The sequence below is a fragment of the Brevibacillus invocatus genome (assembly GCF_003710915.1).
Taxonomy (GTDB): domain Bacteria; phylum Bacillota; class Bacilli; order Brevibacillales; family Brevibacillaceae; genus Brevibacillus; species Brevibacillus invocatus.
The window spans coordinates 141,039-158,117 of sequence record NZ_RHHR01000003.1; the positions used below are offsets into that span (position 1 = coordinate 141,039).

Genomic DNA, 17,079 nt, shown 5'->3' on the forward strand with positions numbered 1-17,079 from the left:
CTATTCTTACTGGATAGAACCAAAACGTACGTCCGTTATGCAGCCAAATAAACGTATTGCGAAACAAACAAGGTGTAAAGTGCCAAGGTGCTATTCCACGCGGGCCACCACGCCCCCTAGGTCCAGGTGAAGTAGGCGCTCTAAATGGCGGCGGTCCAGGTGGAGGTGGAAAACCTCCGGGAAATCCAGGAGATCCAGGCGGAAATCCAGGGGAACCAGGTGGAAATCCGGGCGAACCGGGGGATCCAGGTGGAAACATGTATGACATGACGTTTCACCTCCTACAATTCTCCCTATAAGAGATGCAGCAAAGGCGGAACTGGTATGTGCGTTTGCCCGCGGTCAAACACCTATTTTTTCCGCTGCTGTCTGATGCACACTCGCCCTTCCCTCGTCCCTAGAGCTCCCCCATGCCTCCCCTTTAATACGGTCGACCGCCACTTATAAAGCGATACTCCCAATGTGTTCCTTTAAAATCGGTGGTTCTCACGCCTCCCGATTCTTTGGAATATGTATGGAGTAGTTTGTTGTCCCCCATGTAGATCGCGACGTGCGTTATATTTTGCTTGGAGACGTTGATCCCTTTGTAATCAGACTCCTTCCAGCCTTTATACGCCATGAAAAAGACGAGATCTCCTTTTTTCAGCTGGCTCATGTCTGTAGTCATTTCGCCATTCTTCTTCACATAGCTGGCTTGAGATTTGGCGCCACCTTTCCCCATGTCGATACCAGCTCCATCCAGATAGGCCCACATGGTAAATTCGGAGCAGTCCATCGAAGATTTGCTGGATCTAGAAGAACCGTACTGATAAGGGGTGCCCAAATACTTTTTACCGGCGGCAATCACCTTGTCTCCGATACCCACGTTGGAACCTTCCGCAATAATCCGACGAATGCCCAGAAGCTTTTGCGAATAATCACTCAGTTCTTTCAAGACAACTTTTTTCTCGCCTTGAGAAGAATAAATATATTGATCATTGCCCACATAGACGCCCATAAAGCTAGGGGATCCCTTCCCTGTCGATGAGAAGAACAAGAGGTCGCCTTCCTGCACATCCTTCGTCGATACCTTTTTCCCCGACTTGTACAGCTCGGCAATGGTATTGTCAATGGTGATTCCTAATTTCTTGTATATGTACGTAGCCAAACCTGCTGATCCAAAAGTGCTCGGACCGTTTGCGCCGTATTTGTACGCCTTTCCTACCAGGGTTTGCGCAATCGCAGCCGCTTCTGTACCTGTTGCAGCTGTCTGGACATTCGTCACTTGTGTCGCTGCTTGTCCACCTTCAGCGAACATCAACAGGCTTGTACTCAGCATGACGGCGATCGTGGATTTTTGTAGCCAATCCCGTTTAGTCATTATGATTTCCTCCTGGTTGCGTTTTTCCCAATGAAATGGGTACGCAACCAGTCTACTGGAAATCCATCAGACGGATAAGAGTGAAAATCTTTCCAAAAGCTGAAATGGTTACATAGTCAGGTGTCTATAGCCCTATCTTTCCCTATCATGACATCTGGACGAAGTAGTCCCTCTGCTAGCTATTTTTTATGATTCTTTTCGTTGCCTGCCGATAGAGAAAGTGAACCGTTTCACCCATTTTCAACCGACGGGAACCCTTCACTAAAAAATACGTATTGGGCTTCAACCGCCTCATCAGCCGCTGGTGAAGCTGACGTTTGCTCGTACAATGAACGACTCGTTCAGCCGGAAATCCTGCCCGGATGGCTCCCCTCGCGATATGTCTGGCACTTCTTCCCAAGGTGTAAAGATAGTCGATATTCTTCTCCCTCAGGTAACGACCCACATCCTCATGTCCTCTGATCTCGTATTTCCCCATCTCCAGCATGCTGGCCAACACCGCGACGCTCGTACCTTTGGAAACCTGACTCAATGCGTCAATCGCCGCCTTCGCTGCGTTGGGATTAGAGCTGTACGTATCGTCGAGGATATGGACATTGCGGGCGGTCCGATAATGCGTCAGCCGCTGCTTCTGCGGTCGAAACAGGCGCAGACCCAGCTGTATGGTAGCTGGATTGATGCCCAGAGAATCGGCGACTGCGATGGCGAAAAGGGCATTGTATATATTGTGCTCTCCCAAAACCGGGATAAAGAAAGTCAATTCGGTCTCCTGCAGGCAACAGCTGAAATGCAGTCCTTCCTCCGATTGCTGGATATTTGTCGCTCGATAGTCCGCCTCCTGTTCGATTCCGACAGTAATGAATTCACCGGCAAATCGCCCCACAAAGGGCTGTTCACGCAGCATTCGGGAATAACCACAGTCCATATTGAGAAATACCTTTCCATCCCGCTGCATATGGCGTATCAATTCCGATTTTGCCATTGCGACCCCTTGCTTGTGTCCGCCGACGTTGCCGATATGCGCCGTTCCAATGTTGGTAATCACACCTATCGATGGTCGAATGATCTGACAATGGCTCAGAATGTTTCCTCTGCGCAGCATGCCAAATTCCAAGACTGCTGCCTGATGATATTTCTTGATCCGTCGAACATGCGCCCTCGTATTGCCCAAAAAATTTTTGTTGAGCATGGACTTGTACACGCGCCAGCGTCTGGCAAGTATAGCCGCAATCATTTCCTTGGTCGTGGTCTTGCCTGCGCTTCCCGTCACTGCAATTACCGGTATTGGCAGGATGAGCGGCTTTTCTGGCACTTTAATAATCGGTTGTCTCCCGATCTTTTTCACAGGCAGCCTCTCCTTTGAGTTGATTCCATCACAAAATCGCTTCCACATTGTATGAATGTCGATGAAAGCCTGTATAGACCTTCATCTATTCAGACTTTCCACTTCTGTTCCATTCCTATGGACGTCTGTGTGAATAGAGTAGGAGGAAGAGGTGAAATCGATGAAACGAAAGATCACGATTGCCGCTGTCGGTGATCTCCTGATGTGGAAAAACCAGGTTGCATCCGCCTATGTCCCTGGCACCAAGCGTTTTTCCTTCTCCGAGCAATTCTCTCCCGTCCTTCCACTATTAAAGGGGGCTGATTTTACCATCGGCAATTTGGAGACTACGTTCTCTGGAAAAAAACAGCCCTATCAGATTGGCAGTGCTCGTACAGGCTACCCCCGTTTCAACTGTCCAGATGAACTCGCTGCAGATTTGAAGCAAGCGGGCTTTGACTTTTTGACAACCGCCAATAACCACTGTCTAGATGGTGGCCCTAATGGACTGCGCCGCACTCTAGACGTGCTGGATCACTACAATCTCGGGCACACTGGCACCTATCGGACCAAGCAGGAGTCTATCGAGCCTTTTATCCGGGAAGTGAATGGTTTTCGTATCGGGGTGCTCGCATACACATACGGGACTAATAAACAAACACTTCCTTCTGATGTGAGCTGGATGGTCAATCGAATCCATGCAGCCAACATGAAAGATCAGGTTCTCAAGCTTCGACCACATGTGGATCTTCTGATCGTCTCCCTGCACTTCGGGGTGGAATTCCGTTTTGAGCCGACGCTCAAGCAAAGACTATTGGTGCAATCCATCCTGGAATGCGGCGCTGATATCATCCTAGGGGCGCATCCCCACGTCTTGCAGCCAGTCACCACTCCCATGATTGCACGAGACAATAATGGCCTCCTTCGGAAAACCGTTGTCGCCTATTCTCTTGGCAACTTCACATCCGAGCGCATGCTTGAAATCAATCAGACTCAATGCGGTGCCATTCTTTACCTGACCGTTGAAATGGATACCGCTAATCAAACCAGCATCACCCAAATTTCGATGATTCCTACGTACTGCCAGCCTTTTCTTCATAACGGCAGAAAATCGTTTCGCGTTGTTCCGCTGCTCTACTACCTGCGCAATCCCGACCAACACCTCACACCAGCATTACGGCAGAAATTGCAGTTGATGTGGGGGCGGGTCACACAGATCGTGGATAAGCGTTTTCTATAATCCATCTAAAAAGCAAAAGGACTTCACAGCTGTGAAGTCCTTTTTGTTCTGATAATAGCTTTGCTAGCAATTTTTCAAATTTATTCACACTCAAGATTTCATGTGTAATGAATTTCCCATTATATAGCAACCCAAACGTACTCCAGATGATGGGTGAGGATTGTGCTTCTTCTTTTGTTGTGATCCGATAAGTATGAAAAGGGACATTTTTACTCTCAGCTACTTTTCTCAAGTCTTCCAGAATACCGACCGCAAAGGGACCCTCGTCAGAGACTTTCTCAGCTATCGATGAATCACTATAAACAAGCCCTAACTTTTTACTTATGATTGCCTTGCACGCTAACAGCTTCTTGCTTGCTGCATGCTTGTTTCAATACTTCAGACGCTTGCTCCTCTCCGATTCCCATGACAAGTCCGATCTCACTCACGAGAACTTGCTGGGCCGTATCCAGCATGAGTTTGTCGGAAGTTCCCAGCACTCTTGTCTTACCAAGCATCCATAAATCGCGGATCACTTCACTCATTTCATAAATATCTCCGCTTTTCATTTTTTCCATATTCGCTCTCTGGCGTTGACCGGCGTTCGGATTCAGCTCTGCCTCTCCATCGAGAATACGTGTCAATACGTCCGCCATGATTTCCCGCTCCACAATATGGCGTATGCCCAGAGTGGACATTTTCTCAACAGGAACCATAATGTCTAAATCTTTGAGCAGCATGTTCAACTCAAAATAGAGATGCTTTTCACCGAGAAATTCTTTTTCCTCCAGGGATTGAATCACTCCTGCTCCATGCATCGGGTAAAAAATCTTGTGTCCTACTTCAAACAAAACGTCCACCTCCTAGACAAACTCCTATTATTATAACACACTTTTCGATTTTTGATTTTAAATTTTAAATTTTATCACACACATTTATTTTACGTCAATATACTTTTTCCACTTTTTGACCCTTGTACACACAAAGAAACCGCTGGTGTCTTGACCAGCGGTAGCAGCCCCTCTATCAGCAGATTTCTTTGAGGAATGTGAGGATTTCTTTACTTGCAAAATGAGGCTGATCAATCGGCATCAGGTGCTTGGAATGTGGAATGATGACGACTTTTGACGTGAAATTGTCTCGTACGCGGCCGATTAACGATAGCTTCACATCCAGTTTGGGTTCGTCGGCCGCGGGCAGGAATAAAACGGGACAGGTGATTTGCTGGTACGCCTCTTCGTCATGCAGATCACACACAGTCTCCATGATCTGTACATTGATATCATTCGGAATACGATAAGTAATCTGGCCATTCTCCAATGGGTAGATCGATACGTGTTCAAACCATTTTTCATAGTAAGGGTCCCATTTTGTCCAGGTTTCCTTGGCGTGGGATGCAAACTGCTCCTTGCTGTCGTAGCCAGTTCTCTCTCTATTACGGGTATTCGTCAGCACTTCCTCTCGACTTAAGTCATGCTCCCCATTTTCTCCAATGTAATCAATCATGCCGGAATCCAAATGAATGAGTGAAAGCATGCGCTCCGGGTGTTTGGCGGCAAAGAAAGTAGCGAAGTCCCCCCCCAAGTGAATTACCTACCAGATGGGCTTTTTCAATATGTAAAGCTTCCAGCACAGCCAGAATATCCGCGCATTGTGTATCGATATCATAACCGGAGGCTGCGCGGTCTGAATCTCCTTGCCCTCTTAAATCCATACAGACCAAGTGGTAATCTTCCGAAAAATGAGGTAACATATCTCTCCAGATGGAGGAGCATCCCCCTTGTGGATGCAGAAAAAGAATTGTTTGTCCCTTTCTTTCTGACTCCCATACTTGCAATCTACATTCTTGATTCCATACATATACACTTTTCATCTATTTTGCCCACCTTTCTACCGCTTTTATTGAAATGAGGTAATTCCCTTGAAACGAACAGGTCGCTTGATTGAACTTCTCTCTTTGCTCAATACGAAAAAGAGCTTTACCGTCAAGGAATTGGCAATAGCCTTCTCTGTCTCGGAACGAACCATGCTCCGTGATTTGCATGTTCTGAGTGAATCTGGTGTGCCCTTGAGCGCCATCCCCGGTCCTGGAGGCGGGTACAGACTGCACAAACCTCATCAGCTCACTTCGCTGCCATTAACCAGTGAAGAGGCAGTCGCTCTCCTGATCTCCTACGAATCGTTTTACGATTATGCGAACAAGCCTTTTGAAAACGAAACTCTGTCTGTCATGACGAAACTGTGTGCCATCCTGCCCTCAGAAGACCTGCAAAAAATGGAAGCTCTTCGAAAAAAGGTGCGGGTGACCAACCCCAAGCGGACTGTTGACACGCCTTTCTTGCGGCCATTGCTGGATGCAGCATTGGCTGAGCAATCTGTTCAAATCGAATACGATTCCTTACAGCGTATCAGCACCCGAATCATTCATCCCCACTATCTCTACGCTTTCGATGGATATTGGTACTGCAGATGCTATTGTTTTCTACGGCTAGGCGAGGTATCCTTGCGCGTGGATCGAATCAGGCAGTTCACCACTGTTGAAGGCTATATTCCGGAGAGCCAGGATGCAGGAACAATCAATCAGGAGCTGCATACTCTTCCGTTGCGCATCCGCTTGACGAAAAAAGGCTGCAAGCTCGCAGATGGTCACCATCAACTGAGCAACCTGATTACCCCTCTTCCAGACGGTTCCGGTCTGCTTGAGACGACTATTTTGTATACGGAAATCGATTGGATTGTGCGCTTTGTCCTCGGACTCGGACAGGAAGCCCTAGTGGAACACCCCCCAGAAGTCATTGACAAGCTCCAATGCGAGCTTGCTAACCTCACTGAGCGCTATACGAGTAAGCGACTGTAGGGGCGTTTTGTGATAAGGATAACATTAAATACTGTCAAAACATGTCAGTATTTTTTCACCTGAACACAAAATAGTAGATAATATCGGTCTCTGGCAAAAGCGACCATTATCCAGTTCGTCTACTGGGAAACGGTCGTTTTTTGTCGAGCCCCACCTAATTTAAATACCACTATCCCACACACTATGACCAGCACTCCGAACAACTGCTGGAATGTAAAAGGAATTTTATCCAGACTGAACCAGCCCAGTGCTGACGAGCGATCCTGCGACAAGCGCCAATGAAAGTCCTAAAATCATACCCTTAATCTCCTATTCGTAGATATAATGACCGGCTAACACACGTAAACCTTGCCTATTTGTTACAGAGATAAACCCGTTGTTACGCTCGATCAAGCCCTTTGCACAAAAATGTTGAATCACCCGATTCAGATGCCTATGGCTGGTTCCGATCAAGTTGGCTGCATCCTTCAGACTGACAATGCTTTGTTGTCCAGGTAACAGAGATTCGGATTCATCAAAGGAACAGACAATAGATAGCTAGCCAATCTCACTTCTACCGAATGCAACAAATTAAAGCTCAAAGAATTCGATTTCATCGTGAATTTTTTCGTGATGGCATAATTGAGAATGTCCATACTCCGTACGTATTCAATATCCCCAATTACTTCAAGCGGTGTCTTAAACGAAAGGATTAGCGTTTTACCTTCAGACGAGGTTGTATAAATCTTTACCTTTCCCTCGACTAGCACATACAAATACTGTGCAGGTTCTCCTTGAGAACAAATGATTTCTCCTTGCTCAAATTGGTATACAGACAGATGCGGAAATATTTGTTCATTAAAGATCATTTCTATCTGATGAGCTTGCAAGTAATGATTCAGTTGCTGACGATCTTGAATTTCTTCCCTTCCTCCCGTAGATTTTCCATTATTAAACGATACATTCTGGTAATTGGGGAAGGACATATGTCCTCAAATACGATATCAAATACATCAGGAAATGGAGGGGATTGTTTTGATGGTAAGCGATATAAAAGTACCCACCTGTAGCATTACTGCTAAGGGTGGGCAAAAGGTTCGTTACTCTGTTTATGGCTCACTCTTTAAGGACTCGATCCAATCCGCATAACAGTCATCGCAGAGTAATTCGTCGCGATCCTGTTTGCCTTGGAAAAACGAAATTTGGTGGACGCTGTCAGTGGCGTGTTCACAGTAGTAACAGCGATACTTCCCCAAAGCGTTCCCTCCTTGAAGGTAGTCACGAGTAACGTTGTTTATTTTCCCCATTCGCTCGTGATAATAACACGCCATATTCATTTGATGTCACAAGCTCAATCATGTAAAATCTTGTCTTTCCTGATGCAACACAAATACCCGCAAGAAAGGACATTGGTTAAGTACTGTCCTTCTTGCGGGAAACCCTGACTTTCTGGCTTCATGCAAAAAATGCAAGTTACCTATTTTGTGTATGCTTGGTCCGGTAAAACTCATTAAACAGCTTCATCAATGCGCGTTTTTCAATGCGTGAAACATACGAACGGGAGATGCCCAGCTCTCGAGCAATTTCTCTTTGTGTTTTTTCCTTGTCCTGATCCAGTCCAAACCTGCCGATAATCACTTCTTTTTCACGCTCGTCGAGAATGTGGATGTGCTGGTAGATCTTGTTGGACTCCAGCTTGAGCTGTACGGCATCCACGACCTCGTCTGTTTCTGTTCCTAGGACGTCTATGAGGGTTATTTCATTGCCCTCTTTATCCGTGCCGATCGGATCATGCAAGGAAACGTCCTTCTTGGTTTTCTTCAGACTGCGAAGGTGCATGAGGATTTCATTCTCAATGCAACGAGCTGCATACGTCGCCAGCTTGGTTCCCTTATCCACCTGGTAGCTCTCGATCGCCTTGATCAGGCCGATCGTACCGATGGAAATCAGGTCTTCGCTATCCTCGCCCGTGTTTTCAAATTTCTTGAGGTTGTGAACACGAAGCGATGTCATTCCCAGGCGTAAGAAACTGCTGCTGCTTTAACTCGTCAAGCGCCCCAACCGCTGTAATCTGCACTTCATTCCCGTCGTAACGGATAATGATTTCATCAACCAGTGTCTCTACAATATGTCGCTTCTCCTCAAGGGTAAGCTCGTCGCCGGCGCTCTCGATAAAGTTTCGGACAGCCTTGGAGACCTCGGCAATCCGATTGGCCGATATTTCCTTCTCCGCTTGTTCTGACAACTGCTTTTCGTACCCGGCAAGCTCTTGCTCCAACGACTTTAGTCCGGCATTAATCTTTTGCATTTCGGTAAGCATCTCCTGCTCATCAATGACCTCCCGCTTGAACATGATTTTGATTTTTTCCTTTTCCTTCTCCTTCTGCTCCAGCTGACGTTTGATGTGGTCCGCGGCGGATTGAAGTTCCAGGTTAATCTCATTCGATTTGCTTTGCAGCCGCTCCATATAATCATCGGGATTAGACAATGTCTCCAAAATGAGCTGCCAGACGTAATGATCCAACATATCGGCGCGCAACGTTTGAGTTGGGCACTTCTCAACTCCTTCACCATACTTCTTTGGGAAGAGGTTGGGACATCTGTAGCAGGTGTAACGGATCTTTTCTCCCGTTTCTTTATTTACCCGGCCTGTATAAGTAGTTGCTTGCCACATTCTGCCGCAATGTCCACACCGGATCATGGATTTTAACAAATACTCATACTTTACATTTCCTGACCGTTTCATGTTTTTCTCTTTCTGCACCTGGGCTAATTCAAACAGTTGCGGGTCAATGATACTTGGCACGGTAACCTCGATCCAGTCCTTTTCCTCGCGAAAGGCATATGTTTTTTTCGGTGTGCCGTTCTTGGTTTTCTCCCCGCGAATCTTCCGGGTTTCTCTACGATTGTAATAGAACTTGCCGATGTACACCTCAGAAGTAAGAACCCTTCTAATGGAACTGGCGCTCCAGTTCCTGCTTTCCCCTCGTTTGGGTACCGTCCCCAACGCATAGAGTCGATCCCCGATTTCACGAAGCGTATAGTTCTCATGAACATACCAGTGGTATATCTTCTGGACAAATTCGGCTTCCTGCGCATTGATAATCAAGGTATTTTCATGAAGATCATATCCATAGGGAGCCACACGCATGGGCATGATCTTCTTATCTTTTTCCACCGCTTTGAGTCTTCCGCGTACCGTCCGCTTCTTGATTAAAGACAACTCGTATTGTGCTATGGAACTCATCAGGTTGAAAAAAAGCTGCCCTTCCGGCGTATTCCGGTATTCCGTGTCCACGAACACCAGCTCGATATTGCTCCGCTCCAGCTCACGACAAAGGATTAATTTATCCGTCAAGTCCCTGGTCAACCGGTCGGGGTGGGTAACAATCAAGCGACGGACCAGCCCTTGCGCAACATCTTGTCTGAATTCATTCATGGCGGGCCGATCGATATCTTCACCTGTGAATCCTTCTTCGCGATAAACTTTGATCATGGATTCGGGAATTCCCAAGTCTTTCGCTTTCCGCATGCAAATCTCAAATTGTGCATCAAGGCTTGTGCCCTCTGATGCTTGCATGCCTGTAGAAACCCTTGGATATATGGCCGTATACATGGAGGTTCGCTCTTCTCCTTTCTTATCACTATCACTTTCCAGTATCAAAGAGAGAAACAAAAAAACCGGCTTATTCAGTCGGTTTCAAGATCAAACGCTTTAGGATGTAATCGATAACGGCGTTTTTGGCCTCTGCAGCGGATAAGGTGTTTGAGACTTGAACTGAATCACTACATAAAGTATGAGGCACATATACGATTTTGATTGTCGGCATTCGCTCCATACTTTTCACCTCAATACACCTTATTCCATATGCTGATTGTCCTATCACAATCGCATGTCGTTTTGGATATACTTGAACATTTTCCGCTCCAATGAATGTCCAGTACCGGTGCCCAGGTACAACGGATTGACTAATAGATCCTGACCATTTGAAGGAAGTGGTTTTTAGAGTAGTCATTAGATGATCCAAACTTAATAAGTCACCATGATAAAGATCTACGACGATCACATCCGCTCGTGATTCTAATCGGATAAAACGTTCTTGATCCGTATTTGGCTGAAGAACATATCCATTTACATCTCTGCTACGATCCTTAGCCAGTCTCAATAACGGAATCCCAACTGGCAATCATGATATTAAGAGTCTTAGTTGGGAGAAGGTGCTCAACGTTCTTGAATACCATGTATGCATTTCGTTGGCCTGAAGAGGACGTCGAGATATGTTCACCAGAAAGTGGTTCTCTTGCATTAAATGAATGGATCTTTTCAACCCAGATTCAAGGCAAAATCTTTGCCCCCGTGCTACTGGATTACCTTGATAATAAAATGTCGATCAAATCCACCAGCTACTTTTCTTTGATGGAATACGCACTAGAGCTCATTGATTTTTTTAAAACCCGTTATGGGCTTGATGCTAGATCCATTCAAAACAAAGAATTGGCAAATAAAGATGCACTTATTAATTTCATTGAGCATTCTTCCTACAATTTCGTTCAACGTGACATGATTCTAGCAATAGCTCGAAAATTAATCTCTAATGGGTTCGAATTAAAGAAATCAACAAACGGTATTTCAACAAAAAAGAGGACCAAGATATAAATCATCCCGCTATCACTGCGCATATTAAAGATTTACACCGTTCAGGAGTCAAGGAAAAAAGCGTTAACGGTAAATATAAAATCAGTTACGCCCTATTTTTAAACTGGTTGAATAAAACACGCGTTCAGTTCCAGAGCACTTCATGCGACGAATTAAGCAATTGTTTTTACGATATCCGATTCCTTCTGGCTAACCTCTATAAATTGGGCTGGTTTGCTAAAGACATAACAATGGATGTTACAGGAATCCCGTACGAGAGATACTATTATCGCGAGTTACCAACAGATGCTGAACTCCAGTGTTTTTTCATAATATCCAACTCTATTCTGATCATCCCACATTGGAACTGGCAGCCTTTGGGTTGATGCTTTGTCTTGGTTTGCGAATTCATGAAGTTGCTAACATTCGCTATCAGGATATCCATGTCGAGAATAGAACCATCTCTGTCTTCGGAAAAAACGAGAAATCGGCCATTCTACCCTTACCTGATCCGCTACAGAATTACTTTCAAAAGCTTGTTGTCAACAAAAGTCAGGATGTCCATCTGTTTGGAAACAACAGCCAATCAACTATTCGCAAATTAAGGGCACAGTACAAACTTTATTCTTTTGTCTCGGGATGGAAATATCCAGGGGGGCCCCATTTACTGAGGCACACTTTCATCAGCAGGTTGTCAGAACGTACAGATTGCCCGTCACAATTGCTTATGTACTTGGCAAGGCATGATCGGCCAGAAAACACTGCACGATACGTCCACCGGAGCCCCAATCAATTAACACGTGCTGTAAACAAAATCAATTACTGAGGAGGTTCCCATGCCTAAAGTAATCAACGATACAAAGTATACCGAACTTAAAGAACAACTGAATCAGCTGTTATGTCTTTATGGTCCAGAGAAAATGCGGCAAGTTATGGAAACCTTGCCTGTCCAGACACAGACAAAACCTAATATGCCCCCGGCAGTGCGGAACGTTTCATTTCTCGAAGCCGTTGATGCTTTCTATCAAAGCAGCAAGTTTTCTGGACTTAGCCGGACCACGCAAACAACGTATCGGTCAGAGATGAAACTTTTCCAGCAACATGTGAAGGAAAAGTTTGGCGACGATCCGCAGTTTGAAAAGGTATCAAACGGCGAATTCTTGTCCGACTATATTAAGCTTAATGAGGATCCTAATACAAAAGCCAAGAAGTCTTCCTTTCTTCGAACCTTCATAAAGACCACATACAAAATATTCTTTGGTCATCAGGATCTCGGGGACTTGAAGACTATACTACGCGTTCGATGGTCAAACGATGACGCACCAAAATCCTTTACTAAAGTGCAGATCGCGGAAATCTTGCAGATCGCTCAATCTCGTAACCACGATAGCCTTTACACTGCAATTATCTGGACTTTCCTTGGGAGTGGAATTCGCATAAACGAGCTGTGCCATCTAAGGATCGGTGATATCACACCTGATACTCAAACAATCAAGGTAACACCCAAAGGGGCTGAGAATACCAAGAAAGTCCGAAAAATCAACGAGCTCGCCTTAATGATGCTCACAGATTTTATAGAGAAAAAATACAGTCGCGCTCGCGAGGTGATGCCAGATTCCGATTATCAAAGGCTCTATATCTTTTCAAGCACTGCCGGGGATAAACCCATCACATCTAGAGCCATTCAGCAATTTATGAAACGTATTATTCGCGAGTCTCGGTCGATAAAAGAGGAAGACAAAGATCATTTAGGTCCTCACTCTTTTCGTCATTCTTTTGCCGTTCAAGGCCTTGAAGCAGGGATCGATATATACACCCTCTCAAAACTTCTAGGTCACGAGTCGATCGACAGCACGATGAAGTATTTGCTTTTATTATGATACTGAATCCGAGACTTATCGCCCGATCGATACTGAATGTATTGACGGTTATATCCAGTTTCTCAAGAAGAGGTTTCAGGCAAGCAAGAATACTATCTTCCATAACATTGTTTACCTGAAACATTTTTTCACGTTACTTCACGGTCTTGGGATGATTAAACAAAACCCCATGAAGAATTTTCCGAATCCGTATTATGAACGCCGAATAATAGATCGTTCCCTCTCCATTGGTGAATGTCAACGATTATTTCAAGCAGCGCTTAAAGCCGATCCAATTGTCCGGAAGTTCTACATCCTCATATTGCTAATGTCAACGACCGCTCTTCGAAACAGGGAGATTATACAAAACCTCCTCCGAAGTCGTTTATATGCCCGATTCCCTCGTTGTCGAGTTGGAGCGTTATTTGCATCATCCGGTTGTAGAAGAATGGCGGAATTCCGAACATTCCGGACATTCCGAGGTTTTCTTTGAAAACAATCGACCACTAACAAAAGCAGCATTAAACCGAATCATCAAGAATCTTTGCCTAGAGGCCGGTATACAAAAGACAGTCACTGCCCATAGTTTTCGACATACAACGGCATACTTGATGCAGAGCAGCGGAATTGACATTATCGCTATAAAACGACAACTACGCCATAAGCAGTTATCAACAACTTTGCGATATGTTCCTCTAGTTGACGCTGCGAAGCTGCTGAATGACGCGTGTTCCGATCTTCTTCAATAACAACAAAAAGAACCCAAAGAATGCAAAGAAAAAAAGCTTCATTCGGGTTCATTATTTGAACAATTATAGTACACAAGGACAGACTACTCCCGTGTTGTCATTAATCACCATAAAGGGAATTGAATTCCGTTTGATAGACAATATAAGTTCCGTTCGCTTTTGCATCCAGTTTCGCGCGATCGCCCGTAAGTTTGATCAGTTTTTGCAAATCTTGAATACGGTCCATCATAGGTCACTATCCAACCCGACTTAATCTTGCCATTATTATAACATACTCGTTTCAGATCAAAATTACAGGCCTCGCATACCAGTTTGTCCACCCACTCACAAAAATCAAGCTATGCTCAAACCGCGTTACTTCTTATTCCCATTATAAAGTTCAAAAACGAATCTTCCCCAGCTCCTCCCGGAAAGCCGGTCTTCGCGGAAATTTGGTTAACAATTTTTGTGTGACGGTGAACGCTTCTTTCCGCCCGTCAACCTGTTGAAGCATTCGAATGATCCGGCAAACATCGGCGTAATCTCGCCTGTCCCTGGATTGATCCGCCCGGAATTCGATATATGCCACGAAAAGCGCCTTCACCTCCTCCGGGTAATGCGGAAGCAATTGCTCATAGAACGATTCAATTCGGTAAGGTGCCTTGCGGACATGTTCCAAAAGCCGTGCGTACATCTCCTCTTCCACCAGAATTTGGGTATACGTATGCTCTCCCCTCGGGCTCTGCTCTAATTGATCTAACATATCTTGCAAATACAAAGTCCATTCTCCCTCATCGGAAAATGTATCCTTCACAGAGCGATAATACGCATACTCTCCGTTCACAATCAGCTCCATCCCGAGTTTCCGCTGCTGTTCGACTTGTCCTGTGCGATGGTATGCCTCATACCGATATTTCTTCCAGCGATAGACGAGCCCCGGCAGCCCCTGATCTTGGGCTTCCCCGGCCTCCGCCAATCGGATCGCTTCCTCGGCATCGCCTTGCTCAAGCGCCGCTCGAATCGCAATCTCCCGAATTTCCGGGAAATGCAGATGTTTATACAAATAAGCTTTCGCCTGTTCTTCACCTGAACGTTCCAAAATTTGACCATATCGGAGCACAGTTACCCGCTCGTCTGTGTACTCCCGCGACCAATTAATTGTTGAAGTTCCGAAATGACCGCTTGAGCATACAGCTTAATCATCGTCTGTCTTCAAGAACGTTTCACCGGTATCCCCTGCCCAAACATTTCTTTATTACTCGAGAATCAACTTCACTTCAATGGATTCGAACCAATCAGAAACACGTTTGCGATTCTGCTCTTCAACAAACTGGTAATACCGCCCTAACTGCTCGCTGTCGGAAGATAACGCATCCTTGAATCTTCGGAATATTTTCTTGCCGCCGCTCAATATGTGAATCAAATTGGATTGCAACTTTTTATCTTCAATTGTTTCTGTAAAATCCACCATGTCCGCGTACCCTTCATCCGACTCCCGTTGTGGTATTCGAAAATAAATTTCATTAAACCCTTCCTCAATGATCTCGCTCAATTCTTCGTCCTCTTCATCCCGGTCAAACGTTCGCAACGTGACAACATCGCCAGTTTCGATATTCAGGAAGGACTCTATTCCTTCTACGTACATGTCGTATGCATCCACAATCTCCTGAAACTGCTGCTTGGTCAATTTCAATTCTTTCATAGGTTCTCCCTCAGCTACTGTCGCTTTGATCAACTCGCCGCGTTGTTCAGCCTCATATTCCTCCCACGTGATTCCATACGGGAAGCCGCCATCCGTATATCCGGCGATAAAATAGAAATTCTCGTCTTGCTCCAACAGCCCCGTGAATTCCGCTTTCTGACCGGTCCGCTTATTTTTCTTCCTTCCGCGCATTAAGTTCCCCACCTAAATCCATCTTATTTGAGCGTGCAGATTAGCCAAATTGTCATGAAAACCCCAGCCGATCCCTTCTGTTTCCGAAACCACGGCTTCGAGGCGCTCCTCGAATTCGTCGAACAACTCGGCTGTTTCATCTTTATTTACTTGATCAATGATATCGGCATACATGGACACCATGCTGTAGTAGAAGCGTTCATCAATATCCCCGTAGCTTAGGGTGAAATCAACTCCATTTTCAACGTAGACCAGCTTCAATTCCAGGGCGTACCTGGCATTTCCAGTCAATCTTTCGAATTCCGAGATCGCATGTTTCGCTTCCTGGAGTCTCAGCTTGCCAAATCCCCGCTCAGGGAAAAACTCTTTCTCAACCTTCTTGCAATACTCTTGAAAGAGAGACTCTACTGCTTCATCGCCCAGTATTCTTACAGCAAGAAACTTCTCCATATCTTTGCTGGCGCCATGACAAGCCTTCACCAAATCGATAAGCTGGTCGCTATTTAGCTGCTTCAGATGCTTATTCAGAGCAGACTTCGTCAGCTTCACAGGCTTTTTCCCTACCGGCCGCTTAACCAGTGACTTGGGGATCAGCTTGTCCTTCTGCCGCTCAAGCTCCTGATTCACTCCTTCGCAGGAGAAATGTTCGGGATCATATCCTTCTCGAACCCAGCCTATAAAATCATCCCGCTCCGGATGATTGGGAGTAAGCAGTACTTCCAGCATATGCTGATGCCCCCACACGCCTCCCACATCTTCCTGCGGACAGCCGCGGGCACCATCTAGACACAAGGGTGCCGGGTCGGATGTCGATGCGTCGATTTTGATCAACGTAACCGTGTGCTGCCAATCATCTCCAAAATCATACACGTATGTAAATACGGTGTTTTCTTCGTGAACATGCTTCTGAACGATTTCTCTTCGAGCATTCAATACCTCTCGGTCTTCCATATCTGCGAATGTCGGATCGGGCAGACCGATCACCTTTTCTTTCACATGAAACTCGTATAAATGGTAATTTTCCCATCCCATGACCGATTGGATGATTTTGTGAAGCTGATGAAACGTCACGTCCGGATGAAATTGAAACTCCCGCCAAATCTTCGGGGCAATCTCATTTAGTTCGATTCTGCATCTATAAACCATGATCGTCTGTTCTCCTTTTAGTTATTCCGGTTATATAAACAAACCCACTGTATCCCGGGCGGAATGACAATGGGTTG

17 protein-coding genes and 1 pseudogene are annotated in these 17,079 nt (G+C 45.5%); 6 read left to right on the plus strand and 12 right to left on the minus strand.

Annotated features, from left to right (window positions below):
• Positions 1 to 421 precede the first annotated feature (421 nt).
• Entirely contained in the window at positions 422 to 1,360 is a 939-nt protein-coding gene (locus EDM52_RS01550; RefSeq protein WP_122907266.1) for a C40 family peptidase, read from the minus strand.
• Between the two features lie 175 nt (positions 1,361 to 1,535).
• Positions 1,536 to 2,705, minus strand: a complete 1,170-nt coding sequence (locus tag EDM52_RS01555) for a UDP-N-acetylmuramoyl-tripeptide--D-alanyl-D-alanine ligase (protein WP_245996419.1) — start codon at positions 2,703 to 2,705, stop codon at positions 1,536 to 1,538.
• Between the two features lie 160 nt (positions 2,706 to 2,865).
• On the opposite strand from EDM52_RS01555, the gene EDM52_RS01560 reads away from it, so the two are divergent.
• Entirely contained in the window at positions 2,866 to 3,924 is a 1,059-nt protein-coding gene (locus EDM52_RS01560; protein ID WP_122907356.1) for a CapA family protein, read from the plus strand.
• Here EDM52_RS01560 and EDM52_RS01565 read toward each other — a convergent pair.
• The 4 genes from EDM52_RS01565 to EDM52_RS01580 form a co-directional block, all read right to left on the minus strand.
• Positions 3,893 to 4,156, minus strand: coding sequence for a YoaP domain-containing protein (locus tag EDM52_RS01565; protein ID WP_245996421.1), 264 nt, complete (start codon positions 4,154 to 4,156; stop codon positions 3,893 to 3,895). The two genes, EDM52_RS01560 and EDM52_RS01565, sit on opposite strands and share 32 nt — an antisense overlap.
• A gap of 85 nt (positions 4,157 to 4,241) precedes the next feature.
• The gene (locus tag EDM52_RS01570) at positions 4,242 to 4,754 is read right to left on the minus strand and encodes a CarD family transcriptional regulator (RefSeq protein WP_122907269.1); all 513 of its coding nucleotides are present in this window, start codon (positions 4,752 to 4,754) and stop codon (positions 4,242 to 4,244) included.
• Positions 4,755 to 4,929: 175 nt separating this feature from the next.
• Positions 4,930 to 5,409 carry an alpha/beta fold hydrolase gene (locus EDM52_RS01575; RefSeq protein ID WP_122907270.1) on the minus strand — a complete coding sequence of 160 codons (480 nt, stop codon included), beginning with the start codon at positions 5,407 to 5,409 and terminating at the stop codon, positions 4,930 to 4,932.
• Positions 5,402 to 5,776, minus strand: a complete 375-nt coding sequence (locus EDM52_RS01580) for an alpha/beta fold hydrolase (RefSeq protein WP_122907271.1) — start codon at positions 5,774 to 5,776, stop codon at positions 5,402 to 5,404. The genes EDM52_RS01575 and EDM52_RS01580 overlap by 8 nt, the downstream gene beginning before the upstream one ends.
• Positions 5,777 to 5,824: 48 nt before the next feature.
• On the opposite strand from EDM52_RS01580, the gene EDM52_RS01585 reads away from it, so the two are divergent.
• Positions 5,825 to 6,760, plus strand: coding sequence for a helix-turn-helix transcriptional regulator (locus EDM52_RS01585; protein WP_122907272.1), 936 nt, complete (start codon positions 5,825 to 5,827; stop codon positions 6,758 to 6,760).
• A 309-nt stretch (positions 6,761 to 7,069) separates the two neighbouring features.
• Here EDM52_RS01585 and EDM52_RS01595 read toward each other — a convergent pair.
• The 3 genes and pseudogenes from EDM52_RS01595 to EDM52_RS01610 all read right to left on the minus strand — a co-directional run bounded on the left by EDM52_RS01595 (position 7,070) and on the right by EDM52_RS01610 (position 10,355).
• Positions 7,070 to 7,725: pseudogene (locus EDM52_RS01595) on the minus strand (Crp/Fnr family transcriptional regulator).
• 487 nt (positions 7,726 to 8,212) lie between these two features.
• The gene (gene sigK, locus EDM52_RS01605; RefSeq protein ID WP_122907273.1) at positions 8,213 to 8,752 is read right to left on the minus strand and encodes an RNA polymerase sporulation sigma factor SigK; all 540 of its coding nucleotides are present in this window, start codon (positions 8,750 to 8,752) and stop codon (positions 8,213 to 8,215) included.
• Positions 8,715 to 10,355, minus strand: coding sequence for a recombinase family protein (locus EDM52_RS01610; RefSeq protein ID WP_122907274.1), 1,641 nt, complete (start codon positions 10,353 to 10,355; stop codon positions 8,715 to 8,717). Before EDM52_RS01610 ends, sigK begins: the two co-directional genes overlap by 38 nt.
• 615 nt (positions 10,356 to 10,970) lie before the next feature.
• Between EDM52_RS01610 and EDM52_RS01615 the strand changes: the two genes are divergently transcribed.
• The 4 genes from EDM52_RS01615 to EDM52_RS25605 all read left to right on the plus strand — a co-directional run bounded on the left by EDM52_RS01615 (position 10,971) and on the right by EDM52_RS25605 (position 13,983).
• Positions 10,971 to 11,396: a hypothetical protein gene (locus EDM52_RS01615; protein ID WP_148038722.1), complete on the plus strand. Its 426-nt coding sequence runs from the start codon at positions 10,971 to 10,973 to the stop codon at positions 11,394 to 11,396.
• 298 nt (positions 11,397 to 11,694) lie between these two features.
• Positions 11,695 to 12,201 carry a tyrosine-type recombinase/integrase gene (locus EDM52_RS25600; protein ID WP_122907276.1) on the plus strand — a complete coding sequence of 169 codons (507 nt, stop codon included), beginning with the start codon at positions 11,695 to 11,697 and terminating at the stop codon, positions 12,199 to 12,201.
• A 10-nt stretch (positions 12,202 to 12,211) separates the two neighbouring features.
• Entirely contained in the window at positions 12,212 to 13,255 is a 1,044-nt protein-coding gene (locus EDM52_RS01625; protein ID WP_122907277.1) for a tyrosine-type recombinase/integrase, read from the plus strand.
• Positions 13,256 to 13,623: 368 nt separating this feature from the next.
• On the plus strand, positions 13,624 to 13,983 hold the full coding sequence (locus EDM52_RS25605; RefSeq protein ID WP_122907278.1) for a tyrosine-type recombinase/integrase: 360 nt from the start codon (positions 13,624 to 13,626) through the stop codon (positions 13,981 to 13,983).
• Between the two features lie 379 nt (positions 13,984 to 14,362).
• On the opposite strand, the gene EDM52_RS01635 is transcribed toward EDM52_RS25605, so the two are convergent.
• The 3 genes from EDM52_RS01635 to EDM52_RS01645 form a co-directional block, all read right to left on the minus strand.
• Complete coding sequence (locus EDM52_RS01635; RefSeq protein ID WP_245996423.1) at positions 14,363 to 15,025, minus strand: hypothetical protein; 663 nt, start codon at positions 15,023 to 15,025, stop codon at positions 14,363 to 14,365.
• A gap of 192 nt (positions 15,026 to 15,217) precedes the next feature.
• Positions 15,218 to 15,856, minus strand: coding sequence for a UPF0158 family protein (locus tag EDM52_RS01640; RefSeq protein WP_122907279.1), 639 nt, complete (start codon positions 15,854 to 15,856; stop codon positions 15,218 to 15,220).
• 12 nt (positions 15,857 to 15,868) lie between these two features.
• Positions 15,869 to 17,002: a DUF6155 family protein gene (locus EDM52_RS01645; protein ID WP_122907280.1), complete on the minus strand. Its 1,134-nt coding sequence runs from the start codon at positions 17,000 to 17,002 to the stop codon at positions 15,869 to 15,871.
• Positions 17,003 to 17,079 lie beyond the last annotated feature (77 nt).